This is a genomic window from Trinickia sp. NRRL B-1857, assembly GCF_050470685.1.
GTDB lineage: Bacteria > Pseudomonadota > Gammaproteobacteria > Burkholderiales > Burkholderiaceae > Trinickia.
Genome location: NZ_JBFLUK010000001.1, coordinates 2,298,115 through 2,323,497, shown reverse-complemented (window position 1 = coordinate 2,323,497; position 25,383 = coordinate 2,298,115). Strand labels below are relative to the sequence as shown.

At 63.5% G+C, this 25,383-nt stretch carries 19 protein-coding genes; 9 read left to right on the top strand and 10 right to left on the bottom strand.

The window, feature by feature from the left end:
• Positions 1-44 precede the first annotated feature (44 nt).
• The 8 genes from copM (at position 45) to AB1286_RS10275 (ending at position 10,390) form a co-directional block, all read left to right on the top strand.
• Positions 45-467 (top strand): CopM family metallochaperone, encoded by a 423-nt coding sequence (copM, locus tag AB1286_RS10310; RefSeq protein ID WP_430363189.1) that lies wholly within the window; start codon positions 45-47, stop codon positions 465-467.
• Positions 468-1,000: 533 nt separating this feature from the next.
• Complete coding sequence (locus tag AB1286_RS10305) at positions 1,001-2,413, top strand: coproporphyrinogen-III oxidase family protein (RefSeq protein ID WP_430363188.1); 1,413 nt, start codon at positions 1,001-1,003, stop codon at positions 2,411-2,413.
• 8 nt (positions 2,414-2,421) lie between these two features.
• On the top strand, positions 2,422-3,654 hold the full coding sequence (locus AB1286_RS10300; protein ID WP_430363187.1) for an MFS transporter: 1,233 nt from the start codon (positions 2,422-2,424) through the stop codon (positions 3,652-3,654).
• On the top strand, positions 3,647-4,066 hold the full coding sequence (speD, locus tag AB1286_RS10295; protein WP_430363186.1) for an adenosylmethionine decarboxylase: 420 nt from the start codon (positions 3,647-3,649) through the stop codon (positions 4,064-4,066). Before AB1286_RS10300 ends, speD begins: the two co-directional genes overlap by 8 nt.
• 320 nt (positions 4,067-4,386) lie before the next feature.
• Positions 4,387-5,943: a methyl-accepting chemotaxis protein gene (locus tag AB1286_RS10290; protein WP_430363185.1), complete on the top strand. Its 1,557-nt coding sequence runs from the start codon at positions 4,387-4,389 to the stop codon at positions 5,941-5,943.
• A gap of 178 nt (positions 5,944-6,121) precedes the next feature.
• A complete protein-coding gene (locus tag AB1286_RS10285; RefSeq protein WP_430363184.1) occupies positions 6,122-7,429 on the top strand; it encodes a solute carrier family 23 protein in 1,308 nt (435 codons plus the stop codon).
• A gap of 289 nt (positions 7,430-7,718) precedes the next feature.
• Positions 7,719-8,993: an EAL domain-containing protein gene (locus AB1286_RS10280; RefSeq protein ID WP_430363183.1), complete on the top strand. Its 1,275-nt coding sequence runs from the start codon at positions 7,719-7,721 to the stop codon at positions 8,991-8,993.
• A gap of 215 nt (positions 8,994-9,208) precedes the next feature.
• Positions 9,209-10,390: a branched-chain amino acid ABC transporter substrate-binding protein gene (locus AB1286_RS10275; RefSeq protein WP_430363182.1), complete on the top strand. Its 1,182-nt coding sequence runs from the start codon at positions 9,209-9,211 to the stop codon at positions 10,388-10,390.
• A gap of 66 nt (positions 10,391-10,456) precedes the next feature.
• Here AB1286_RS10275 and AB1286_RS10270 read toward each other — a convergent pair whose 3' ends face one another.
• The gene (locus AB1286_RS10270; protein WP_430363181.1) at positions 10,457-14,059 is read right to left on the bottom strand and encodes an indolepyruvate ferredoxin oxidoreductase family protein; all 3,603 of its coding nucleotides are present in this window, start codon (positions 14,057-14,059) and stop codon (positions 10,457-10,459) included.
• Positions 14,060-14,704: 645 nt separating this feature from the next.
• On the opposite strand from AB1286_RS10270, the gene AB1286_RS10265 reads away from it, so the two are divergent.
• On the top strand, positions 14,705-15,226 hold the full coding sequence (locus AB1286_RS10265) for a cupin domain-containing protein (RefSeq protein WP_430363180.1): 522 nt from the start codon (positions 14,705-14,707) through the stop codon (positions 15,224-15,226).
• A gap of 29 nt (positions 15,227-15,255) precedes the next feature.
• On the opposite strand, the gene AB1286_RS10260 is transcribed toward AB1286_RS10265, so the two are convergent.
• The 9 genes from AB1286_RS10260 to AB1286_RS10220 form a co-directional block, all read right to left on the bottom strand.
• Positions 15,256-16,275: an ion channel gene (locus AB1286_RS10260; protein ID WP_430363179.1), complete on the bottom strand. Its 1,020-nt coding sequence runs from the start codon at positions 16,273-16,275 to the stop codon at positions 15,256-15,258.
• A 57-nt stretch (positions 16,276-16,332) separates the two neighbouring features.
• A complete protein-coding gene (locus AB1286_RS10255; RefSeq protein ID WP_430363178.1) occupies positions 16,333-16,578 on the bottom strand; it encodes a hypothetical protein in 246 nt (81 codons plus the stop codon).
• 45 nt (positions 16,579-16,623) lie between these two features.
• Positions 16,624-16,845, bottom strand: a complete 222-nt coding sequence (locus AB1286_RS10250; RefSeq protein WP_430363177.1) for a hypothetical protein — start codon at positions 16,843-16,845, stop codon at positions 16,624-16,626.
• 124 nt (positions 16,846-16,969) lie between these two features.
• Positions 16,970-17,926 (bottom strand): carbohydrate kinase family protein, encoded by a 957-nt coding sequence (locus AB1286_RS10245; protein ID WP_430363176.1) that lies wholly within the window; start codon positions 17,924-17,926, stop codon positions 16,970-16,972.
• A gap of 11 nt (positions 17,927-17,937) precedes the next feature.
• Positions 17,938-19,275 (bottom strand): AGE family epimerase/isomerase, encoded by a 1,338-nt coding sequence (locus AB1286_RS10240; RefSeq protein ID WP_430365032.1) that lies wholly within the window; start codon positions 19,273-19,275, stop codon positions 17,938-17,940.
• A 62-nt stretch (positions 19,276-19,337) separates the two neighbouring features.
• Positions 19,338-20,369, bottom strand: a complete 1,032-nt coding sequence (locus AB1286_RS10235) for a LacI family DNA-binding transcriptional regulator (RefSeq protein WP_430363175.1) — start codon at positions 20,367-20,369, stop codon at positions 19,338-19,340.
• Positions 20,370-20,536: 167 nt separating this feature from the next.
• Positions 20,537-22,408 (bottom strand): EAL domain-containing protein, encoded by a 1,872-nt coding sequence (locus tag AB1286_RS10230; RefSeq protein ID WP_430363174.1) that lies wholly within the window; start codon positions 22,406-22,408, stop codon positions 20,537-20,539.
• Between the two features lie 111 nt (positions 22,409-22,519).
• On the bottom strand, positions 22,520-23,788 hold the full coding sequence (locus tag AB1286_RS10225; protein WP_430363173.1) for a diguanylate cyclase: 1,269 nt from the start codon (positions 23,786-23,788) through the stop codon (positions 22,520-22,522).
• Between the two features lie 341 nt (positions 23,789-24,129).
• Entirely contained in the window at positions 24,130-25,140 is a 1,011-nt protein-coding gene (locus AB1286_RS10220; RefSeq protein ID WP_430363172.1) for a bile acid:sodium symporter family protein, read from the bottom strand.
• Positions 25,141-25,383 lie beyond the last annotated feature (243 nt).

The window sequence follows — 25,383 nt, the reverse complement described above, 5'->3', positions numbered from 1 at the left end:
CGAGCGCCCGATTGTCGTTCTTCGTTCGGAAGGAGGGATGTCGCATGTATCGCCCAAACAAGATCGCATCCGCGGCTCTTTTGACGGCTGCCGTCGCCCTCGGCGCGGCGCCGCTCTCGGCGCTCGCCCAGCAAGGCGCGTCGATCGCCAGTCCCAGTAGCGTCGCCGAAGCCCAATCGGCGCCCGCCGGCAGCCAGGACGCCGGCGGCGATTCCACGGCTGCGTTCAAGGCTGCCGACAAACACATGATGGATTCGATGCAGGGGCAAGCCTACACGGGCAATGCCGATGAGGACTTCGTCTCGCACATGATTCCCCACCATCAAGGCGCGGTCGATATGGCCGAAGTCGAGGCGAAGTACGGTAAAGATCCGCAATTGAAGGCGCTGGCCGCTCGCATCATCAAGAGCCAGCGCCGCGAGATCGATTTTATGAAAAGCTGGCAAGCGAAGCACGGTCATCGCTGAACACGCTTGTCGAACATGAGGCGCCCTCTCCCGTAGGCGCCATCGACCAGCAACGCTCCCCCGCGGTGGCGGGATCGTCCCGCCGCCGCGCTTCCCGTCTCTTCGTACGGACCTCTAACGAGCCCGCAATAAATCGCCTGCGCGCAACCTAGCAGGCTCGACGGGTTCGCCGAGTGCTCAGGCTCGATTAAATTACCTCGAACGAGATAAATCGATCTCTTCGGGAGTGAAGCCGCAGCCGGCCTCAAACCATGCCTCGCAGTATCGCTGCGCGTGAGTTTCGCTTCTTTCCCGCAACCGCTTTCGCGGCGGTGACGTTTGCCGTCGCGTGACCGCATGCCCGCGTTTTGGCCGGCATCCCGCAGGAGGTTTCCTGCATCTCATTAATTAGGAGTCCAAAATGGAAGACGTCTTGGCATACTTCGAAGCGCCCTCAACCGCGCTGTTGCCCGTAAAGATGGGTGGCTGGTAATCCGATCCGATCGTCGTAGGTAAGAAGAAGGGGGGAAACCCCCTTCGAAACGGAGAACCGCATGCAGCTACTGTCAGGCCCGTCGCTCGTCAAATTCGATCGCCAGTTTCCGATCTACAACTTCTTCTTTCCGAACCAAGGCAAGGCGCGCGCCCAGGATAGCGTCCCGAGCATTTGGGCCGAAGCCGCGCATCACGTGCGCTCGCGCGCGCTCTATTTCCATATTCCGTTTTGCGACACGATCTGCAACTTTTGTCCCTTCACGCGGGGACGCTATTCGAGCCGAGCCGTCATCGACGACTACGTCGAAGCGCTGATCGCTGAAATCCGGCTCAAGGCCGATTCGATCGACTTGAAGCAAGTGCCGATCGCTGCGATTTTCTTCGGCGGCGGCACGCCGAGCTTGCTCGATCCCGAGCAGATCGCCCGCATAGGCGCGTCGATTCGAGCGGCATTCGACCTGTCGCGCCTGCGCGAATTCTCGTTCGAAGTCGAGGTGAAGAGCCTGACGCCCGAACGCGCCGAGGCCATGCGCGAAATCGGCGTCACGCACCCTCGGTTCGGGTTGCAGACCTTTTCGCCCAAATGGCGCGACATGTTCGATCTGACCGCATCGCTCGATCAGATCGCCGCCGCGGCCACGCTGCTCAAAGAGCGGTTCCCCTACCAAACGTTCGACATTCTTTACGGCATGAGCGGGCAGGACGAAGAGGAACTTATGGCCGACTTGCAAGCGGCCGTCGGGCTCGGCACGACGAACGTGGACATCTATCCCATCGATAACGTCGTGACGCAAGTCGGACTGCACGAGAAGCTGGCCCGCGCCGGCGCCGCCCCCACATCGGCGATGCGCAAGTTCGGGATGAATCTGCTCGTCGATCAAACGATGCGCCATGCGGGCTTCGTGCCGCATAACGGCCATGGCTACGTACGCGCCGGCGCGAGTGCCGAAATCGTGAGCGAGGCGTATTCCTTCATTTACCACGAGCATGTCTACGGCTATCACGACTACGATTTGATGGGCTTCGGCGTCAACGCGATCAGCTCCACGATGGGGCATGTCATGACCCAGACGCATAGCAGGAAGCTCTATGGCGAAGCGATCTTCGCCGGTCGTATTCCGTGCGAAACGAGCATGCATGACCATGCGCTCGACTATGCGCGCCCGATCGTGTTGCGCTTGCCCTATCATGGCCGGATCGAGAAGCGCCATATACGATGGAATGACGTGCATCCCGAGGTGTTGGAAAAACTCGAGCGCTTGAAGCAAGAGGCGCTCGTAACGGAAGACGAGTTCAGCGTCTCGCTCACCAAGCTCGGCTGGTATTGGTACGTCAACCTTATGTACTTCTTGATGCCGCATGAGGATCAACTGCTGATGAACGGCATGGTGATCGACAAGCTCAAAAACCGTGGGCGCCGCTTTTCGAAGCGGGAGCTGCTATTTCCGATCGTACCCATCGCCGTGGCCTAGGAGTGACGATGCTCGCAATGCTGCGCAAGGAACGCCGGCTTTCCGTCTTGTTGACAGGTCATCTCCTCTCGCAAGTCGGCGACGGCGTTCACGAGTTCGTTTTCATCATTACGGTCTTGCACGTCACGCATGCGAACGTCGCTGCGTCCGGTGCCATCTATTTCTTTCGCTTCATCCCCTATGTCGTGCTCGGGCCGCTCGGCGGCGCATTGTCCGATCGCTGGCCGCGCCGTTCGCTGATGGTCTTCGCCGATCTTGCACGGATGACGATCACACTGTTGTTCTGCTGGTTGTTGTGGCGCGAGCGATTGGGCGTTGTCGCGCTCGCGCTGATCGGCATGTCGATGACCGCGCTACGCACGGTGTTCCAGCCCGCGTTTCAAGGCGCGATCCCCTCGCTCGTGCAAGCCGAGCATCTGCCCGCCGCGAATGCGGCGACGCAGACCGTCGCGGAGGCGGGCGGCTTTCTCGGCCCGGCGCTTGGCGGGACCTTGCTCTATGCCGTGACGAATCCCGGGTTTGTCCTCTCGATCGATGCGGCGACGTATCTCGTCTCGGCACTTTGCATCCGCCATGCGATCGGCGCGCCGGTACCCGATTCACGCGACGTCTCGGCCCCTCGTCGGGGCACGGTCGGTCTATGCGCGCTCTACCGCGACTTCGCGGCCAACCTGAAAGCGGCGCTCGGTCGGCGCGATCTCTTCGTGAGTATCGGCTACTCGGCGCTTTGCATCTTGTTCGTCGGTGCGGCGCTGCGTGTGCTCATTCCGACGATGCTGAAAGGAGAAGGCTTCGCGGACAGCGTGATCGGCTACGCCATGAGTTTTCTGGCGCTGGGCGCGATGGCGGGGGCCCTCGTATGCGGCACTTTCTTGCGCGAGTTCAGCACATCGAGCCTGATGACCTATTGGCGCTGCTACGGGTTCATGCTCGCGCTGTTGCCGATCTGCGCGGTGAGCGCCGTTGCGACCCTGGCCGCATGCTTCGTACTCGGCGCCATCGGTGCATTCGTCGACATCGCATTGCCGACGAACATTCAGCGACTCTCCTCGCACGAGAACGTCGGCAAAAATTTCAGCTTGTTTTCCACGCTGGCGAATACGGGCGAGGCGATGTCCGGCGCCTTTGCGGGGGCCCTATGCGTCGTCGCGCCCGTGAGTGTCGGCATCTCGCTGATCGGCATGATCGTCGTTGCCGTGGGCTACCTGGGCGCGGCAAACACGGCGGTCCGCCATGGATGATGTCGAATCGGTTCATCTTGCCTATGGGCGTCATGTGCTCGTCGATATCGCCGATACGAGGGCGGACGTACTCAACGACGGTGAAATGCTCGTTCGTGCATTGACGCGGGCGGTACGGGCCGAGGGCGCGACCGTGCTCGGCACGATCGAGCATGCGTTCGAGCCGGTGGGCGTGACGGTGTTGCTGTTGCTGTCGGAGTCGCACGTGTCGCTGCATACCTATCCGCGCGAAGGACGCGCGTTTTTCGACGCGTTCACGTGCGGGGTGCGATGCGAGCCGTTGAACATCTTCCAACGGTTTGCCGACGAAAGCGCGCTCGGCAGTTACCGCATTATTCGATGCGAACGCGGCGAATCGAGCCGGCGATCATGCGTACCGCCAAAGCGCGAGAAAACCCTCGAGCCGATTTAATTGGGAATCCTAAATGGATGGCGCTCGTTTTTACGAAAGTTTACCGGTAAAAAGCGGGCGGAGCGCTGCGCAGCACAGCGTGGTGGCAGATCGGAACGACTATGAAATCAAAGGCTTGCGAGCGCCGTGGCCGGGCCTCGCGTTAAATTCGATTTCGCGGAAAACCGCTATCGGGTGCGACCCTTGCATATATGCACCCGTTTATTCATGGAATAGACGTATAAATCTTGGGCGGGGTCTGCCGTAATCAGGAACGAGTGCGCCCGAGCGTTCATCGCATCGCTGTGCGCCCGTTTTCGGAAACTCGTAAGGACCCCAAAATGAATCGACTCGACAGCATGACGGTGCTCGGTAAGCTCTTGCTTGCCTTTGCCGTCGTCATCGGCTTCGGCATGGTCGTCGGCGGTGTCGGCGTCTGGGGGCTGGCCACGATGCACGGCATCGCCGCCGACCTCGGCACCTCGCAGATGGATGGCCTTTATGCCATCGAAGAAACGAACAAGTATCGGCTCGACGCGGATCTGTCCGGCGCGAACCTCGGCTTTGCCGCCGACGACGCGTCCAAGCAGCGGCTGCAACGGCGCATGGCCGACGCACTCGTCAACATTCATCAAGATCTTGATCGCTTCGGAGAAACGGTTACGACCGACGAAGGCCGTGCGATCGTCGGCGACGTGCGCGCGAAAGAGCAGGACTGGGATAAGTACATCCGCTATCAGGCCGCGACGGAACCGATGCCCGCCGGTATGGATCACGACGCCATGGTCCGTGGCGTGATCGCCGCCAGCGACGCGCTGCGCGGATCGCTCGAACAGGCGATTCGCTATAAGCATAAGGTCGCGAGCGACAGCGTGGCCGAATCGACGGTGCGCTTCGAGTCGATGCGTTCAATCATGTTCGCGTTTATGGGCGCATCGTTGATCGCCGGCTGCGCGCTGGCCTGGCTGATCGCGCGGCGGCTGTCGCGGCAGCTCGGCGGCGAGCCGGGCTATGCCGCTCAAATCGCCAGCCGAATTGCAGGCGGCGATTTGTCGGTGCGTATCGAAACGCGCGTCGGCGATACGACGAGCCTGCTTTGGGCTTTAAAGGACATGCGCGATCGGTTGGCGGGAATCGTCGCCCGTATCGGCAATTCCAGCGAGGCCATCGCCGGGGCATCCGAGCAGTTGGCGCGCGGCAATGCCGATCTGTCCGAGCGCACGGAGCAAGAAGCGGCTTCGCTCGAGGAGACGGCGTCGAGCATGGAGGAGTTGAGTTCCACCGTTCGTCACAACGCCGACAATGCGCGTCAAGCCAGCACGCTGGCCGGCGCGGCCTCGGAGATCGCCGTCAAGAGCGGCAGCCTCGTGGGCGAAGTCGTTGCGACGATGCGTGAACTGGCAAACGGCTCGAAACGCATGACCGATATCATCGCGGCCATCGAGGGCATCGCATTTCAGACCAACATTCTCGCGCTGAACGCGGCCGTCGAAGCGGCGCGTGCCGGCGAACAAGGCCGCGGGTTCGCGGTCGTGGCCGGTGAGGTGCGCTCGCTCGCGCAGCGCAGCGCCGTGTCGGCCAAGGAGATCAAAGCGTTGATCGAAGCCTCGACGACGAGCGTCGATAGCGGCGCGGAGCTGGCGGAGCGCGCGGGCTCGACCATGACCGAGGTCGTGCATGCCGTGCGGCGCGTGACCGATATCATGGGCGAGATCTCGGCGGCGTCCGGCGAACAGAGCAAGGGGATCGAGCAAGTCACGATCGCCGTATCGCAGATGGATCGTACGGTGCAGCAAAACGCGGCGCTCGTCGAGGAAGCGGCCGCGGCCGCGAGCTCGATGGCAAGCCAAGCGGGACAACTCAAGTCGGCCGTCGCCGTATTCCACCTCGGGGCGTAGCGGCCCGCGTGGTGAAGACAGGCGCCGGTTGGGCGCCTGCCGGCGTTTTCCTTTCCCGCACGTCTTGCCGCTAATCGCTTGTCACGGGTTATTGCCGTCCTTAAACTCGCGCGTGATTCCAATGCGCCGCCGCAACGAGGCGGCGCGATTTCCACCCGCGTGAAGGAGCCCAACCAGCATGGCCGAATCCTATTTTCCGCGCTGGCGCGTCGCGCCGCGCGCCACCGAGGGACGCGTCGTCGCGCCCGACGAGCGTTTGCCGTGGCCGCAGACGTTCGCGATGGGCGTACAACACGTCGTCGCGATGTTCGGTTCGACCGTGCTTGCCCCGCTGCTCATGGGCTTCGATCCGAACCTGTGCATTTTCATGTCGGGCATCGGCACGCTGCTGTTCTTCGTGCTCGTGGGCGGGCGCGTGCCGAGCTATCTCGGCTCCAGTTTCTCGTTCATCGGCCTTGTCATTGCCGTGACCGGCTACGCGGGACACGGCGCTAACGCGAATATCCCGGTTGCGCTCGGCGGAATCATCGCGTGCGGCGTCGTCTACGCGATCATCGGCCTCATCGTGGGCGCGGTCGGCACCAAGTGGATCGAGGCGCTGATGCCGCCGGTCGTCACAGGGTCGATCGTCGCCGTCATCGGTCTGAACCTCGCACCGATCGCCGTCAAAAGCGTCAGCGGTTCGACGTTCGATTCGTGGATGGCGATCGTCACGGTACTGTGCGTCGGCATCGTCGCCGTGTTCACGCGCGGCATGATGCAGCGCCTGCTCATTCTCGTAGGCCTTGTCATCGCCTATGCGATCTACGCGATCGCGACAAACGGCATGGGCTTCGGCAAACCGATCGATTTTTCGATTGTCGGCCAGGCTGCCTGGTTCGGCCTGCCGCACTTCTCGGCGCCGGTCTTCGATCCGCATGCGATGCTGCTGCTCGCGCCCGTATCGGTGATACTCGTGGCCGAAAACCTCGGACACATCAAGGCAGTCAGCGCGATGACGGGGCAAAACCTCGACCGCTATATCGGTCGCGCCTTCGTCGGCGACGGTCTTGCCACGATCGTGTCGGGCTTCTCCGGCGGAACGGGGGTGACGACTTATGCCGAAAACATCGGCGTCATGGCCGTCACGAAAATTTACTCGACGCTCGTGTTCGTCGTGGCCGCCGTGATCGCGCTCGTGCTCGGGTTCTCGCCGAAGTTCGGCGCGGTGATCCAAACGATTCCCGGGCCGGTGCTCGGCGGCGTTTCGATCGTCGTGTTCGGTCTCATTGCCGTGACCGGCGCCCGCATCTGGGTCGTCAACAAGGTCGACTTCTCGGACAACCGCAACTTGATCGTCGCAGCCGTCACCCTCGTGATCGGCGCGGGCAACTTCTCGTTGCAACTCGGCGGCTTCGCGCTCGGCGGCATCGGCACGGCTACCTTCGGGGCGATCATCCTGTACGCGCTGCTCAGGCGCGAACTGGCGCGCGGCCCCGTTCTTTGAGGGGAGCGCCCGGGGCGCGGCGTACCGGGTGCACCGCGGTGGTGCGCCTCGCGCCGCGTCGTGGCGCACCAAGCGCCCCGTCCGCGCTCGGTGCGACGCCCGCCGCATCGCCCGCACAGGCGCTCCCATGTTGGGACAGCGCGCAAGCATAGAGCTTGCTTTCGTCACGGCTACCACTACAGTGAAAAACAAAACGAGGGAGCCCGTCGATCATGTTTTTTGCCTTTCGCGTTCGTAGCAGCATCCGCAGTCGTTTGGATAAAAATGTTCGTTGTGCCGGGGGCGCGTCATGGTGACCCATGTGCGTGAAGATGCCGCCGCCGGGCTGGCCCTCGAATCGGATGTGACCTCGGGCCAGCAACGCTACGCGCTGCGCCATCGCGACCTCACGCTCTCGAGCGTCTTTCAGCCGATTTTTAGTTTGTCTCACCTGCGAGCCGTCGGTTACGAAGGCTTGCTCCGCGCGCATGACATCTTCGATCGCCCCGTGCCGCCGCTCGATGTGTTCGGCGATGCCGCGCGCCAAGGCGAGTTGCACTATGTCGATCGTCTTGCACAGTCATTGCACCTCGAAAACTTCAAGGCGCTGAAAGCGGAGCGCGAGTGGCTATTTTTGAACGTCCACCCCGGTGCGCTGGCCGACTCGTACCATGCCGCGGCGTTTCGCGCCCACCTCGAGCGCCTGAACTTATCGCCGAGGCGCATCGTGATCGAGTTGCAGGCCGTGCGCGCGGAAGATTTCGATAAGCTTGCCGAGGAGGCACGCTTGTTTCGCGAGCAAGGCTTCCTGATCGCGCTCGACGATTTCGGCGCCGGCGATTCGAATCTCGAGCGGATCTGGCAGCTCGATCCCGACATCGTGAAAGTCGATCGCATGATGCTTTCGCAAGCGGCGCATCGCACGCAAGCGGCGGCGATCCTACCGGGCTTCGTATCGATGCTGCACGAAGCGGGCAAGCTCGTGCTCGTCGAAGGCGTGGAGACGGAGCACGAGGCGCAGCTCGCGTTTTCGTGCGACACGGACTTCGTACAAGGCTTTTATTTCGGACGTCCGAGTCCCGCCACGGCGGACAGCGCTTATGCGGGCGACCGGATCGCAGCGCTGGCGCAGCACCATCGCGAGCATAGCGCCGCGCGCGAGCGGTTGCGGGCGGGCCGGCTCGCGCCGTACCTGCATGCGTTCGGGCGGGCCGGCGAGCGCCTGGCCCAAGGCGAACCGCTTGAGGAAGTGTGCTGGAACTTTCTCGCGCTCGATCATGCGGCGCGCTGCTTTTTACTCGACGAAGACGGGCGCCAGGCGGGGCGCAACGTCGTGCTGCGCGCCGATCGCGCGGGCCACGAGGCGCGCTTTTTGCCGGTGGCCGACGCGCAGGGCGCCAATTGGATGCGCCGGCCTTACTTCAACGCGGCCATCGAGACGCCCGAGCGCATTCATGCGACGAAGCCTTACCTGTCGATCAACGAAGCGCTACCTTGCGTGACGCTGTCGATGGCCGTCCGTATCGGCGAGCGCCTGTGCGTGCTCTGCGGCGACATCGACTGGCACGAGGAGGCTGCGGGGTAAGCGCATCCGGACCGCCGCCGCGCCTTTGCGCCGGCGGCTTGATCTGTCCGTCTCGGCGCCTATCATCTGGATAGGCGCGACCGGTGTGTTCCTTTTCGGTGCGTGCGGCGCGCGTATTGCTACCTGCGATATGCGCGCCGCGACCGCATTGGGACGCTCGCTGCATCGCTGGCCGAGACGCGCTCTGATCGATAAAAAGCAAAAGGAGCTAAGACATGATGGTTCGGCATTCGCCGCTAGCGGCGGCCATTCTCGCTTTATCGACGATGGCGATCGTGCCCGATGCGGCGCACGCGCAGGCGCAAGACACGATCAAGATCGGCGTTCCCGTGCCGCTGTCGGGCAGCTATTCGCGAGCCGGCAAAGACATCCTGAACGGCGCGCAGCTCGCGGCCGACGACATCAACGCGAAAGGCGGCGTGCTCGGCAAGAAGATCGAACTCGTCAGCGAAGATGACAAGTGCGACGCGGATGCCGCGGCGCAGGCCGCGCAAGCGCTTGTTCAAAAAGGCGTCGTGGCGGTGGCGGGCGGCTATTGCTCGAGCGCCGCGCTGCCCGAGCTGCGCGTGTTTCACGGTGCGGGTATCGCCTTCGTGATGGATGCGTCGACCAATCCCGAACTGACCGAGAAAGGCTGGAGCGAAGCGTTTCGAACCATCGGACGAGACGACGAGCAGGGCCCGTTCGCCGCGAAGTTCATGAAGGAAGTGTTGCACGCGAAATCCGTTGCCGTCGTCAACGACAACACGACCTATTCGAAGGGGCTGGCTGAGAACACCGTTCAGGCGTTGAATAAGGAAGGCCTCGAGGTGGTGTATGACGATGCGGTGACGCCGGGGCAGATGGATTATGCCGACGTTGCGAAGAACGTCGGCGCGCTCAAGCCCGACGTCGTCTACTACACCGGTTATTACCCCGAGGCCGCGCTAATTGCGAAAGACGTGAGGCAATTGAAATTGCCGGTCAAATACGTGATGGGCGGGGACGGGACGACGGATCCGACGTTGATCCGTACCGCCGGCTCGGCGGCCAAGGGCATGATTTGCACGACGGCGCCGCTACCGCAATTTTTGACGAGCGCAAAGGCCCGGCGCTTCGTTTCCGATTACAAGAAGGCGTACGGCGCCGATGCCGTGCCGGGACCGTATTCGATCTACGAATATGACGCCGTGGCGGTGACGGCCAAGGCGATCGCCGCCGCCAACTCGACGAAGAGCGCGGATATCGTCGCGGCGCTGCACAAAGTGTCGGGCTTCACGGGCGCGACGGGCGACATCACGTTCAACGAGAAAGGCGATCGCAGCAAGGCGGTGTATATGGCGGTGATTGCCGAGGCCACCGGTTTCAAGGCTTATCGCCAACTCGACGCGAACGGAAACTGGATCTCGCCGAAGTAACGCGTTCGCGCGCGGGCGAGTCGCGCCGACAATCGGCGCGACCCGTAGCGCGTCGCCGCAAGCGGGTTACTTGGCGAGCACGACCGGAATGCCGCGCAGCGAGCCGGCGCCTTTCATTTCGTCGAGCGCTTGTTGCACGGCTGGGCTCGTGGCGGCGTCCAGGCCGAGGCGAGTCGCCAGTTCGCGCTCGGTGCGTTTCACGCCGGCGAGGTTGCGCAGCTTGACGTGCCCGTAGCCTCGGACCTTCGCGTGCAACGCGGCTAGGGCGGCCACGTCGTCGGCATTCACGGCATCGAAGATGGCGAAGGCGCGCAGCATCGTGCCCTCGTAGTCGCCTGCGAGCGCGCGCTCCATTCGGCGTTCGACGGTACGCCCGAACGGATCGAGCGCCGTGCCGCGCAACCCGCGCCATTTCGCAAGCATCCCCAGCACGGGCCACATCCAAGTGCCGAATGTCTTTTTGCTCGGGACTTGGTTCCCCTTGGCTTTCGAGAGTGCCGGCGGAGCAAGATTGAATTTCACCGTGAAGTCCTTGCCGGCCGTTCCTTCGAACTGCGCTTCCAACGCCGCGCGCAAGGTACCGTCGGTGTGCAGGCGCGCCACCTCGTACTCGTCCTTGACCGCCAGCAGCCGATAAAAGGTCGTCGCGACCGAGCGCGCTACGTTCGCGGTGGGTACTCGGCGCTCGGCCTCGCGGGCCGCGGCGACGAGCGCGCGATAGCGCTCGACGTAACGCGGGCCGCCGTAGGCGGCAAGGCGCGTCTCGCGATCGGCGATCAGCGCATCGAGATCGAGCGCGGCCTCCGCCGCCTCGCCCGTTGCATGAGCCGTGCGCGCGGCATGACGCTCCGCCCAAAGCGCTTCGAGCGCGTCGGGGGCGCCTGCGGCAAGGCGCCCGACGGCGAAGGCCAGCTTGTTCATCGGCACGGCGACGTTGTTCAACTCGATCGCGCGCATGAGGGCGGCGTGCGAGACGGGCACCAGCCCGAGTTGCCATGCGAAGCCGAGCATCAAAATGTTCGCGCCGATCGTGTCGCCGAGGAACTTGGCCGCAAGCGCCTGCGCATCGCAGCTCGACATGCGCTCGGCCCCTGCGGCGTGACGCATCTTGTCGACGAGCGCATCGGCATGCAAGTCGGCGTCGGGGTTGCCGACGAACGAGGCGTTGGGAATCGCATGCGTGTTCACGACGATGCGCGTGCGGCCGTGACGCACGGTTTGCAACGCATCGGCGCTTGCGCCGACGACCATGTCGCAAGCAAGCAGTACGTCGGCTTGTTGCGTATCGATGCGCACTTGATTGAGCCATTCGTCGCGCGCGGCAAAGCGCACGAACGATAGTACGGAGCCGCCCTTTTGCGCGAAGCCCATGAAGTCGAGCACCGAGGCGCTCTTGCCTTCGAGGTGGGCCGCCATGCTGATCAGCGCGCCGACCGTGACGACGCCGGTACCGCCCACGCCTGTCACGAGGATGTCGTAGGGTGCCGCATCGAGGCCCGCTTGCGGGATCGGCAGGCTTTGGACGCAGCGCTCGAGCGCGGCTTCATCGAAGGCCGCGCCGGCGGCTTTCTTCAGCTTGCCGCCCTCGATCGTGACGAAGCTCGGGCAAAAACCGTTCACGCAAGAGAAGTCCTTGTTGCATGACGATTGATCGATGCGGCGCTTGCGTCCGAGCGGCGTTTCGATCGGTTCCACCGAGAGGCAGTTCGATTGCACGCCGCAATCGCCGCAGCCTTCGCAGACCTCCTCGTTGATGAAAAGGCGCTTGTCCGGATCGGGGAACTCGCCTTTCTTGCGCCGGCGGCGTTTTTCCGCGGCGCAGGTCTGATCGTAAATGAGGACGGTCACGCCCGGCGTTTCGCGCAGCTCGCGCTGCACGGCATCGAGTTCGCGCCGGTGATGGAACGTGGTGCCCTTCGGAAACAGGCCGTGATGGCCGTCGTACTTCTCGGGCTCGTCGGATACGACGACGAACTGCGAGACGCCTTCGGCTTCGACTTGCCTCGCGATTTGCGGAACCGAAATGCTGCCGTCTACCGGCTGGCCGCCCGTCATCGCGACGGCGTCGTTATAGAGAATCTTGTAGGTAATGTTCGTTTTCGCGGCAACGGCTTGCCGGATCGCGAGGATGCCCGAATGGAAATAGGTGCCGTCGCCGAGGTTTTGGAAGACGTGCTTGGTCTTCGTAAACATCGAATGCGACGCCCAATCCACCCCTTCGCCGCCCATTTGAATGAGGCCCGTCGTGCCTCGGTCCATCCACGAGGCCATGAAGTGGCAGCCGATGCCGGCATGGGCGATCGAGCCTTCGGGCACTTTGGTCGATGTGTTGTGCGGGCAGCCCGAGCAAAAGTAGGGCGTTCGGCGCACGCTGTCGGCCGCGTTCGAGAGGATCTTCGGCGCGACCAGATCGACGACGCGCTCGCGCCTATCGAGCGAGGGCTTGTGCCGCGCGAGCCAATCGGCGAACACGGGCAACACGCGCGAGGGCCGCAACTCGCCGAGATCGGACAAGAGCGCGAGACCTTGCGCGTCGTGCTTACCGACAATAAAGGGACGCGCGTGTGCGGTGCGGTTGTACAAGTGGTCCTTGATCTGCTGCTCGATCACCGGGCCTTTCTCTTCGATGACGAGCACTTCTTTCAGGCCTTCGACGAACGTTTCGAGGCGCGTCGTCTCGAGCGGGAACGACAGACCGACCTTGTAGATCCGCACGCCGGCGGCGTCGAGATCGGCGACCGTCAGGTCGAGCCGCCGCAGCGCTTCCATCAAATCGAGGTGCGCTTTACCGCACGTGACGATGCCGACGTCGGCACGCGGGCTGGCCGCGATCCATTTGTCGATGCTGTGCGTGCGCGCGAACGTGCGCACGGCGTCGAGCTTCGCCGCGAGGCGCGCTTCGATGGTGAGGCTCGGCAGATCGGGCCACCGGTTGTGCAGACCGCCGGCCGGCGGCGTGAACTCGGTGGGCAGGGGCCAGTGCGTCGTCAGCGCATCGAGATCGACCGTGGAGCCCGATTCGACCGTCTCCGAGATCGCCTTGAAGCCGACCCAGGCGCCCGAGAACCGCGAGAGTGCGTAGCCGTAGGCGCCGAACTCGAGCATATCGGCGATATGGGACGGATTCACGATCGGCATGTGCCACGCCATCATCGCAAAGTCGCTTTGATGGGGCATCGACGAGGACACGCAGCCATGATCGTCGCCGGCCACGACCAGTACGCCGCCGTGCGGCGAAGAGCCGTAGGCATTGCCGTGCTTCAACGCATCGCCAGCCCGGTCGACGCCGGGGCCCTTGCCGTACCACATGGCGAAGACGCCGTCGACGGTGCGTTCGGGATCGGCTTCGACGCGCTGGGTGCCGAGCACGGCGGTACCGCCGAGTTCCTCGTTGATTGCCGGAAGGAAACGCACGTCGGCCGCATCGAGCAGCTTTTTGGCCTTCCACATTTGCTGGTCGACCATGCCGAGCGGAGAACCGCGGTAGCCGCTGACGAAGCCGGCCGTATTCAAGCCTTGAGCGCGGTCGAGTGCGCGCTGGGCGAGCAAGATGCGCACGAGCGCTTGGGTGCCGGTCAGAAAGATCCGTCCGCTTGTGGCGGAGAGATTGTCGGTGAGCTTGTACTCGGATAGAGCGGGCGTGCCGTCGATCGGCAGGCGGGCGGTCATGGTTATGTCTCCTTCATCCTTTTGTGCCCCCGGGCCGGTGACGATATGACGCATGTGGGGCTGCGAAGGATCTATTCTTTCTCGGCAAAAGGGGAGGATTTTTGCTATCTCGCCTGCGGGGGCCCTTGGATAGGGTGTTTTATGCGCGCAAGGTTCGAGATTGGAGGGAAACTTTTCGAGGCGCATAGGCGGGGGCTTTATGCAGGCTGCGGCAGCGAAGTCCGCTCCCTGCGCGCGGCGAAGCCTGCTTCCGTGTGTTTCCAATCGGCCCACATTGCGTGCACCCGGCTAAGGTTGTAGCGCCCTACGCGAGCCGACGAAAATGCGGTCTCGAAATCAATCCAGTCCATGCCTGTCCTTACTGCGCGGTTCTTCAACCGAAAGGGGCATGTTACCGATCTCGATAAACACCGATCGCGGCGGCGCGATATTCAGCTATGCTTCCCTCGCTGCCCTACCCATCCCTCTCCCGGACGAACGTGCCGGTGCATGGACGTAGGTCGATTTGTGGCTCGGACTTCCCGAGCCACCCCGCATCTCGAAAAGGACGCCGCTTCACTGCGGGCGTCCTTTTCTTTTTGTTCCGTAGTTGCGCGCCGCTCCGATTCCCATGAACAATGACGGGAAATTTCTCGGAGACACCGAATGGAACGTCCTAGCTTTATCCGGCACTGGACCGAGCTCGAAGGTGAGGACAACGCCCATTACAAGGGCGATACCGAACTGATGGCGATCGGTGCGCCGCTCGCGGCGAAGCTCGGCCTCTCGCGCATCGGCATTCACCACGTACGCCTGCTTCCCGGGCGCCGCACGTCGTATCCGCACGCCGAAAGCGCTGAGGAGGAATTCGTGTTCGTACTCGAAGGCACACCCGATGCGTGGATCGACGGCAATCTGCACCGCCTCGCGCCCGGCGACGCCGTCGGCTTTCCCGCCGGCACCGGCATCTGCCATACGTTCATCAACAACACGGAAAGCGAGGTCCGGCTGATGGTGATCGGCGAGCCCGCGAAAGCTGAGAACCGCATTCGCTACCCGCGCAACGACGCTCACGAAGCGACGCGGCCCGATCGCTGGGTCGATTGGCCCGAACGCGAACTGGGGCCGCACGACGGTCTGCCCGATCTCGTGCGGCGGGCGCGCTCGGCACGCAACGACGGGGAGTAGCCGGCCGGGGCGAGTCAGCCTACCGCCGGTTAGCCCAGATCGCTCGAGGCGCCGCCCGATTCGTCGAGCGGCTGCAAGGTGTCGAACTTCGAATAGTCGATGTGCGTGACGCCCTCCTCGTCGTCACGCAGTAGATCGGCAAAGCGATGCCGCCAGCGGATATCCTCGTATCCCCAAGTGTGGCGCCCGTACATGGTCTGCGTCGTCCATTCGTCGGCACCCTCGATCATGAGCATCAGCGACGCTTCGCAGGCCGCAAGGCTTTCGGCCGTCTCGCCGTACAAGGGGCTCGATTCGTCGATCACGTGCATGAGGTTCCAGCCGAGCATGAAGATCGGATGTTGCTCGCGCACGAGCTTCAAATCGATGATGCGCCAGAGCGAGTAGCCTTCCGGCTTCGTCTCGTGACGCATGAGCCGCAGCCGCGCTTTTGCTTCGACGATGACGTTTTGGCGCGCATTCGCGGCGCGCAACATCAGCGTCGGGCGCCCGTCGAGCGGACACACCACGGCGTTGCGCGAAAAGATGATGCGCGCGCGCGGGCGCGAGAAGCGCACGAAAATCAGACCTGTGGCCAACGCAATACTCGACATCCCCGTGAAGATCTCGAGCGAGGCGATTGCGTGCGCGTAGACCGTCTGCGGATGCATGTCGCCGTAGCCGACCGTCGCGAGCGTTTCGACGCTGAAAAAGAACGCACCGAGAAAACCGTCGGGCGCCTGATTCGCGATCGAGCCGTGACCCAGCGAATACAGCGCGGCAAAAAAAGCGTTCAGCAATAGGAAGAAGGCACCGAGCGAGGCGAAGAACGTCGGCCAGCGGGCCGTCAGCGCACGATGGTAGAGATCGAGCCGGGTGCGATCGGGCATCCCGTGCGTGACGATGGTGCCCGTTCCGGTGCGCAAAAGGCGCCCGCCCTTGCCGCCGGGCGCGCGCCGCTTCGGAGCGGGCCGTCGATGGGGCGAACGCGGCACTCGCCGAGGCTCGGCGCTCGTCTCGGAATCGTCGAGATCCGGTAAGTCTGAGAGCGGGGGCGTCTTCGTGTGCATGTGGGCGGCGCGTCGTCGTGAACGGCGCAGCGTAGCACGCACGAACGCGGCGCGCGACTACGGAAACTGTCGCGGTTTCGGCACGCCCGCGCCGCGCTCTACATCGGCCACGGCTTGCCGATGAGCGGACTCGATCGCCTCGGCGGCGTTCGCGTAGCCCGCGTCGCCGCCTATCGTCGTCCAACGTTGCACGGGCTTATCCTGCTGCCGGATCTCATACTCGGCATCCCAACGCGACCCTTCGAGTTCGATAGGCCGAACATGGATCGAATAGACGCCGTAGACGAATTGCTCTTCGGCCATCTTGAACCTCCCTGTTCCGATTGGACTTGGGCGCGCGCCGTCAGGCTACAGTTCGATTTCGCCGAGGATTTGGTGCGCGAGCGCTTTCGCTTCCTCCAGTGCTTCCGTCACGGTGGCACTGACGCCTTTGACTTCGTAGAGCATCGTCTCCGGCTCTGTCGCGTCGTCGCGCGCAAGCTGGACGACGCCCTGAAACCGGCCGTCGTCGAGCGCTTGCACGCCGGGCGTGGCCGTGTAGATCCCTTTGGTGTAAGTGACCTCTTCCATGATGGCGCTCCCGTTCGGACGCATGAATTCATGCTAGCACGCCGTTGGCAGGCAAGCGGCGGCCGTGAGGGCCCGGGCATTTCGGTGTGCCCGGAACACCGTCATGACCGAGCATGCGCCGCGTCTATTGCAGGAGTGCGACGACCTCGTCGAGCGTCGGCGAATGCGCGCCCGCGTGACGGCATGCCGCCGCGCCGGCGGCCAGCGCGAAGGCCAAATGGTCGCGCCAGGCGCGCTCGGGCCGCTGCATGAGGCTAAACAGGAGACCGCCGATCGACGCGTCGCCCGCGCCCACCGTATCGACCACCTCGATGCGCGGCGGCATCGCCGCAATCGTCTCGCCCGGCGCGATCAGTGTGGCGGGCCCCGCGCCGCGCGTGACGAGTACTGTGGCCTCGCGATTCATCGCGCGCAGTTGCTCGAGCGCCGTGTCTTCATCGGTCCCGAACAGGCAGCGCAGATCCTCGTCCGACACTTTGATCAGATGCGCGAGCTTAGCCATCGTTTCGAGCATGGGCCGGTACCCGTGCTGCATCAGATTGCGGTAGTTCGGGTCGAAGCTGATTTTCACCCCTTGTTCGCGCAGATCGGCCGCCAAGGTGGCGAGCGTCGCGCTGAGCGGCGCGCGCGCAAGGCTAATGCCGCCGAAATGCGCCCAACGCGCGGCGCCCATCCAGCCTGGCGGCAGCGATTCGGGATCGAATGCGAGGTCGGCGCTCGTGTCGCCGATGAAGAAGTAGGCGGGCGGATGCGTCTCGTGAACGATCGCGAGCAACGGTGCGCGATCGACGCGCTGCAAGAATCGCAGGTCCAACCCCGCGGCTTCGCTCGCGCGCCAGAGTTCGTCGGAAAAGCAGTCGGTGCCGATCGAGCCGGCAAAAGCGGTGGGCAGGCCCAGCCGTGCCACGGCGCGCGCCACGTTCCAGCCCGCGCCGCCCGGATGCGCGATCCATTGCGCCCCGTCCATGCGGACGAGATCGGTCAAGATGTCGCCCGCGCTGACGAATTGCGGAAATGCGGCCGAGGAGGCAATGTGCGCTGCGTGTTCGCCCGCCGCGGTCGTTGCGGTTGTTGTTTGCATAAGATGTCCGTTTACGCCCGGTTCGCCAGATCGCTGCCGTTGCCGTTTGCCCGCTTGCCGGCGCTCGTATCGATGCCGTCCGCGCCCGTCTGAGGGTGCGCAGCCGAACCCGAGGCCGATTCCGTGTCCGATGCGCTCGCATCGCCGTTTCTCGCGACGAGGGCGTTGAGTACTTCGTAGCAGGCGCCCATCGTGTGATAGTCGGTCTTGCCGGCCGGGCTTTTCTCGTCGCCGTACTTGCGGTTGTCGCAAGTGAGGATCCGATACCAGGCGCCGTGGCGATGATCGACGAAATGCGTCCAGCTATAGCTCCAAATTTCGTCGTACCAATCCCAGAACCGTTCGCTGCCGGTGCGGTGCCCCAGCAGCGCGGCCGTGGCCAGTGTTTCGGCCTGTACCCAGAAGTATTTGTCGTGGTCGCAAATCTTGCCGTCCGGACCGAAGCCGTAGCATAGGCCACCGTGCTCGTCGTCCCATGCGTGCGTGAGCGCCGCGTCGAACAGTTCGATCGCGCGCGGCAAGAGCCAAGGCAGCGGCCGATGGCGATCGAGGATCAAGAGCAGCTTGGCCCACTCCGTTTGGTGCCCGGGCTGAAAGCCCCACGGACGGAAGATGTTCGAACTGTCTTCCTCGTTGTAGTGCCAATCGACCGACCAATCGGCGTGGAAGTGCTCCCATACGAGTCCATGCGACAGCTTCGCCTGACGCTCGGTGATATTCGTCGCCACGCGCTCGGCGCGGTCGAGGTAGACCAGATGCCCCGTGGCCTCATAGGCGGCGAGCAATGCCTCCGTCGTGTGCATGTTCGCGTTTTGCCCACGATAAGTGGACACGTGCCAGTCCGGGGTCGCTTCATCGGCATACAGACCGGCGGCGGGGTCCCAGAAACGGCGTTCCATCAACTCGAACGTTTCGGCGATCTGGAGCCGCGCTTCTTCGATACCGGCCATTGCGGCGTGCGCCTGCGCGAGCAGCACGAACGCGAGACCGTAGCAATGCCGCGTGCCGTCGAGCGTGCGTTTCTCGCGATTACGCCACTCGATTTCCCAGTCGTAGCCGCGATGCTCGGGATCCCAATGCCCGTCGCGCAAAAACGCGAGCCCATGGCGCGCATATTCCAGATATTGCGGATCGCCGAAGTGCCGGTACGCCATCGCGTAGTTGAAGACGAACCGGCAACTGCTGACGAGATGGCGCGAAGTCCGGTTGTAGACGGTGCCGTCGTCTTTGAAGTAGTGGAAAAAACCGCCCGACGGATCGTGCGCCGTGGGCGCGTAAAACGCCAACGTATCGGCCACGTGCTCCAGCAGGAACGCACGATCGCGGAAGTCGTCGACGGGCGGCACCATCGCATTGGTATGGACGGCGCCGGGGGCCGGCTTGGGGCTTCGAGAGGCGTTGGGAAGCTTGGTCATGATGTGGTTTCCGATTCAATACTGGCTGTGCCGAGCGCATCGTGCGCGCCCGCCGTGCTGGCCCGCACGACGAGCCGCACGGGCAGACGTACCGTCAGTTCGCCGGGCGAGTCGTCCAGCAGCATCTGGACCCCGCGCGCGCCCAGCGTTTCCTTGTCGATCGCGATGGTGGTAAGCGCCGGTGTGGCGTGCGAGGCGGCGGGAATATCGTCGAAGCCGACGAAAGCGATGTCCTCGGGCACGCGCAAGCCGCGTGCGAGCGCGACGCGCATGGCGGCCAGCGCCGCGACGTCGTTATAGGCGAATACGGCGTTGGGCATCCGGTCCGGCCCCTGTGCGTCGAGCAGCCGCTGCATCGCGAGCGCGGCACCCTCGTCCGGCGGCAGGTGCGCGTCGATCGACGTTTCGAGGGACGGGTCGAACAGTAGCCCGGCCTCGAAGAACGCGCGCCGATAGCCGAGGGCGCGCTGCGCGATGCTGTAGTGCGCGAGCGAGCCGCCGATGAAGGCGACGCGCTGGCGGCCGAGCGAAAACAAGTGACGCATCGCAAGCGCCGCGCCTTCGGTGTTGTCGAGGTTCACCGAGCGCATGTTGGGCGCCCACAGATCGATCAGAACGAGCGGCCGCTGCATCGCGGCCACGGCGGCGAGCGTCTCGGGTTCGACGAACCCCGCGACGGCGATCGCATCGGGCGCGTGCAAGCGCAATTGTTCGGTGACGTCCTCCGTCGGGCCCGCCGTCAACAGCGAGGGCACGATGCCGTGCGCGCGGCAGGCATCTTCCACACCGTGAAGCACATGCGAGAAGAATGGACTCGCGCCGAAATTGTTGTGCTGGCGGTGCAGCAAAAACGTGAGGCGGCGGATGCGCGGGCGCAACTGCGCCGCGTCGTAGCCGAGCCGCTGCGCCGTCTCGACAACCCGCAACCGCGTGGCTTCCGACAAGCCCGGCTGGTTTTTCAGCGCACGCGAAACGGTGCCGATCGACACGTTCGCCGCCCGGGCAATGTCGCGAATCGTGGTCGCCATCGTCGCTCGCATTCAAGTGGAAGGAATGCGGGCAATTGTATAGTAAAAATGACGAACGACTGCCGATCGAACGCTTAGGAATTCACCTTAAGCGTTGAATCGGTAAGGGATGCGCAACGAATTTGTGTTTAGTAAAAAATGCTAAACGCATTATTCAAAAGGGGATGTCATCCGAGCGCCTCGGCGCGTTGCAGTCGCGCGGTGCCCGCCGCTTCATGCAGATGCAATTGGAGTGCCCCCTCGTCGAGGTCGATCACGAAAAAGCCGCTGGCCTGTTGTTTGGCGCGATGTTTGGCGAGCGCGGCCACGGATGCGATCTCCTCGCTGCCGTAATGCACCGTCTGGCGCGTGCGGGGCGTGACGCGAACGCAGCCGATCGCCATCGTTACGAAGCCGAAAAAGGTCGGATTGCCGCGCCTGTCTTCGCCGTGGATTCCACCGGCGGCGCGGTCCTCGTCGGCATAAAAGCGCAGGGCGCCTGTATCGAAGGCCTGCAACGCTCGCGATACGCGGTCGGCCCAATCGTCGCTTTGAAAGAGGATGAGGAAGTCGTCGCCGCCCACGTGGCCCAGAAAGTCGCGTGTGGGATCGCAAACGTCGGCGAGGACGGCGGCCGCGAACTTGAGCACTTCGTCGCCTTGCCAGTAACCGTAGCGATCGTTGAACGGCTTGAAGTGGTTCAGGTCGACGTAGCAGGCATAAAACTCGGCGCGGTGTTCGACGAGCCGGGCGATGTGCGAGCTGATCGGGATATTGCCGGGCAGGAACGTGAGCGGATTGGCGTAGCGGGCCGCCTCGATGCGCACTTCGGTGACCGCGCGCACGAGCGATTCGCCCGTGCCGAGGCCGACGTAGCGCTCCTCGTCGGTGATGACGAAGCCGTCCGCGAGGTAACGCTGGTCGTCGCTTGCCAGCAGCTTGGCCATTTGCTCGACCGTCATCGATTTTTCGATGATGACGGGCGAAGCGTTGGCGAACAGCATGCAAGGGCGTTTGCCGAACAGTTCGCGGTGATACGGCAGCGCATACCGATCCATGAAACTGCGCCTGTTAATGAGCGCGACGGGACGCTCGTTTTCCACGATCGCGACCGCGTGCAGCGTGGGCAAGCGATTGAACAGTTCGAGCACGTCGTTATTCGTCGCGCTTTTGGGCAGTGCCGGCGCGGTGACGACCATCTTCGCCGCAGCCATGCCGCCCGAGGGCGAGGCGGCCACCGGCGTGCGCGTTGCGCCGGGGAAGACGGCGATATGGCCGGCGCCCAGCGCTTCGCGGGCTCCCTGCGCGAATTCGCGCGAGACCTGCGCGGCCGGGCGGCCGATAAAAAATCCTTGGCCCAATGCGATACCCATGTCGCGCACGACGATCAAATCGGCCGCATTTTCGATGCCTTCGGCCACGAGCCGCGCCCCGCTGGCGCCGGCGAAATGCTGCATTGCGCGCACAGCCTCGAATTTGAGCGGATCGTTCGCGATGTCGTGAATGAAAAAGCGATCGATCTTGACGACGTCGGGCTGCAAGCGCACCCAAAGGTTCATGCTCGCATTGGCCGTACCGTAGTCGTCGAGCGCGAATTGAATGCCCGTCTCACGAAGCGCGCTGACGGCCGGGGCGAACGTGGCCACATCGGCAATCGCGCATTGCTCGGTTAGCTCGAGCACGATCCGATCGACGCCGAGCCCGCGCCGTTGCAGCCAGGCGATCGTTCGATCGCGGGTTTCGCCGAGCGCGACGAGGGCTTCAGCGCTGAAGTTCAAAAAGAGCTTTCCCTCGCAGCCGAGGCGGGCGAATTCCGTGATGCATTTGCGAGCGGCCGCATGTTCGAGCGCCACCGATAGACCCTCGCGCGCCGCCTGCGGGAACAAGACGCTAGGAGATTCGAGAGCGGATCCGGCAGGTCCGCGGATGAGCCCTTCGTAACCCAATATGGTGCCGCCGTCGAAATCGACGATCGGCTGGAAGACGGCGTTAAGCGTGCGCCGGGCGATCAACTGGGCAACCGACGGCTGGCCGAGCTGCGATGACAGGCTCAAGGACATGACGGGACAACAAGCCGGAATGATTGGACATTCGGCTTAACGACCGTGAGGCTTGAGAGTTGAATGAATTTTCGATGAAGCGATGCACCTATATGGTGCAATCGAGCGCCGCTAATCGGCGACCGGCGCGCGCCCCGGCGCGGCCAGCGAATCGTTCGCCGCGTCGCTCCTCGCATGCTCGCGCACGCGCTCGGTCATGCCCGCCGTCTCGACGTCCTTACGCGGCGCGACCGCTTCCGGCGGAGGTTCTGCGATGACGACGCGATTGCGCCCGCTGCCTTTGGCATCGAGCAGCGCGGTATCGGCGCGCCGGATCACGCGCTCGATCGCTTCGCCGCGCACATGCTGTGCGACGCCGACACTGATCGTCAGCGTTACTTCGAACTGACGCCAATCCTCGATGCGGCGGCGCAAACGCTCCGCCACGCGAGCCGCGTCATGCTGATCGGTGCCGGGCAACAGGACGACGAACTCCTCGCCGCCGAAGCGCCCGGCGACGTCGCTCGGCCGCATGCTGTGCTGGATGTGCTGGGCGATCAATTGCAACGCGCGATCGCCCGCGTCATGGCCGAAGCGGTCGTTGACGGCCTTGAAATGATCGGCGTCGATGTAGAGAACCGAAAACGGCTGGGCGACGCGCTCGGCGCGCAATAAGATGCGGCGCCCGAGTTCGAACACGCGGCGCCGGCGCGGGAGCTGCGTGAGTTCGTCGATGTCGGCGAATGCGCGCAGTTGGCGTTCGAGCAGGAAGCTTTTTTTCTGGGAGCGGAGCGCGAAGAGGTTGGTGACGAGGCTCGTGGAAATCGCGATGAACATCGAGAGTACGACGCCGAACTGTTCCACCGCCGACGGCTGGCTGCTCGCCACGAGCGCAAGCGGTCCCGCCAAGGCGAGCGCGGCCGCGGCCGGAAAATCCCACCCGCGTAGCAGCACGGGGCTAAACGTGAGCGGGATGAGGACGAAGGCCGGCAGCACGATTAGCATGCCGTCGCCCCATTGCAGCGCATGCAAGACGATGCCGGCTTCGAGCGCGGCGATGAACGCGAGGGCTGCGAGGCTTGCGCGCAGTCCGCTGCCTCGCGTCCAAGCGACGACGAGAGCCATTGCCATCGGCAGAGCGGGCAGGGCGCTCATAAACGCAGCGGCTCCCATCCGTTGTTTATCGAGCCATGCGTCGCCGGCGACGAGCACGACGTAGCCGACTAGTGCGGTTGCGAGTTGCGCGCAGAGGAACGACCAAAGCCGATGGGCGGCGTAGTCTTCGAAGGAGTGATTGTCCTCCGGCGCCTCAACGGTCTTGGCCCGCCGTCCCCGGATACGCCGCATACGGCGCGACGCCGCCTCGTGGCGAACGTCGGTGGTTCTATCCTCGCTGTTCATTATTGTCTCGCTTGGACGTGCAATGTCGGCATCCACGGTAAAAGCTTATGGCACCCCGTTTCGTCGCGACATTCTAATAGCGCTAAAACTCGCGCGGAGCGATTTTAAGAAGATTTATGAGCGGCGGATGGCCGCCCGCCCGCGCGTCGCGAGCGCCATCGCATTTTCTCAATGAGTCGTTTGGCAGATTTTCCCGATTTTGGAAAATGCAAACGTTTGCCTTCGGCGATGACTATTTCTTGCGAGCAGAAATGCGCTCGAGGTAATCGCTTTTCTATTTTATTGGAGGTTTTTCGGCGCGATGCGATGGGTCGGCGGCGGCCGAAGCCGCGCCGGCGCCGTCAGTGCCGTTGCGCCGCGACGGTCCGCGAGGTTTGCTCGCGCGCGTCGCGCGTCGCCCAGCGTTGAGCGAGTGCCGCGCAGACCATCAACTGCATTTGATGAAACAACATCAGCGGCAAGACGACCGCGCCGACGGCATGCGATGCGAAGATGACTTTGGCCATCGGAATGCCCGAGGCGAGGCTCTTCTTAGAGCCGCAGAAGATGATCGTAATCTGGTCTTCGCGATTGAATCCGAGGCGCTTGCTCGCGAACGCCGTGATACCGAGCGCGGCGGCAAGCAGCAGCGCGTTGACGAAGACGAGCCCGGCAAGCGCGGCGATCGGCAGATGGTGCCAGAGCCCTTCGTTGACGGCTTCGCTGAACGCCGTATAGACGACGAGCAGGATCGAGCCTTGATCGACGAAGCGCAGCACGGCCCGATTGCGATCGATCCATGGGCCGATCACGGGCCGCAGCAGTTGTCCGGCCACAAACGGCACGAGCAATTGCATGACGATGGCGCCGACGGTATGCCAACCGGAGCCGGTCGTGGCCGCGTGATTCGTGACCACGATGCTCACGAGCACCGGCGTGAGAAAAATGCCGATGAGACTCGATGCCGATGCGCTGCAAACGGCGGCCGGCACGTTGCCTCGCGCGATCGACGTGAATGCGATCGAGGACTGAACGGTCGAGGGCAGCGTGCAGAGAAACAAGATGCCCGTATAGAGGGCCGGCGTGACGAACGGCGCGGCGAGCGGCTTCATCGCCAGCCCGAGCAGCGGGAACATGACGAACGTGCTCAGCAGCACGAGCGCGTGTAGACGCCAGTGCGTCGCGCCGGCGACGACGGCCTCGCGCGAGAGCTTGGCGCCGTGCAAGAAGAACAGCAGGCCGATCGCGATGTTGGTCACCCAGTTGACGGCGACGGCCGTGCCGCCTTTGCATGGCAAAAGGCTAGCCAAGACGACGGTACCGATCAGCGCGAGGGTGAAATTGTCGGGGATCAAATAGGGAAGACGACGCATGAGCAACTTCTCTTTATCGCGAAATCAAACGCACGCGCACAGGCGCGAAAACCGAACGGAAATTAGGGATGCAAATGAAGATTTGCGGCACCGCGGAATAATCGCACGAATGCCGCGAGCGAGCCAAAAGCGCCACGGTAACACCGAGTTACAACGGCGTCGCTCGTCTAACACTTTTTGCCTCGACACCTTGATGAGCGGCCCATAAATTACACCTCGAGATCCCTCGGAGCACGATTTATG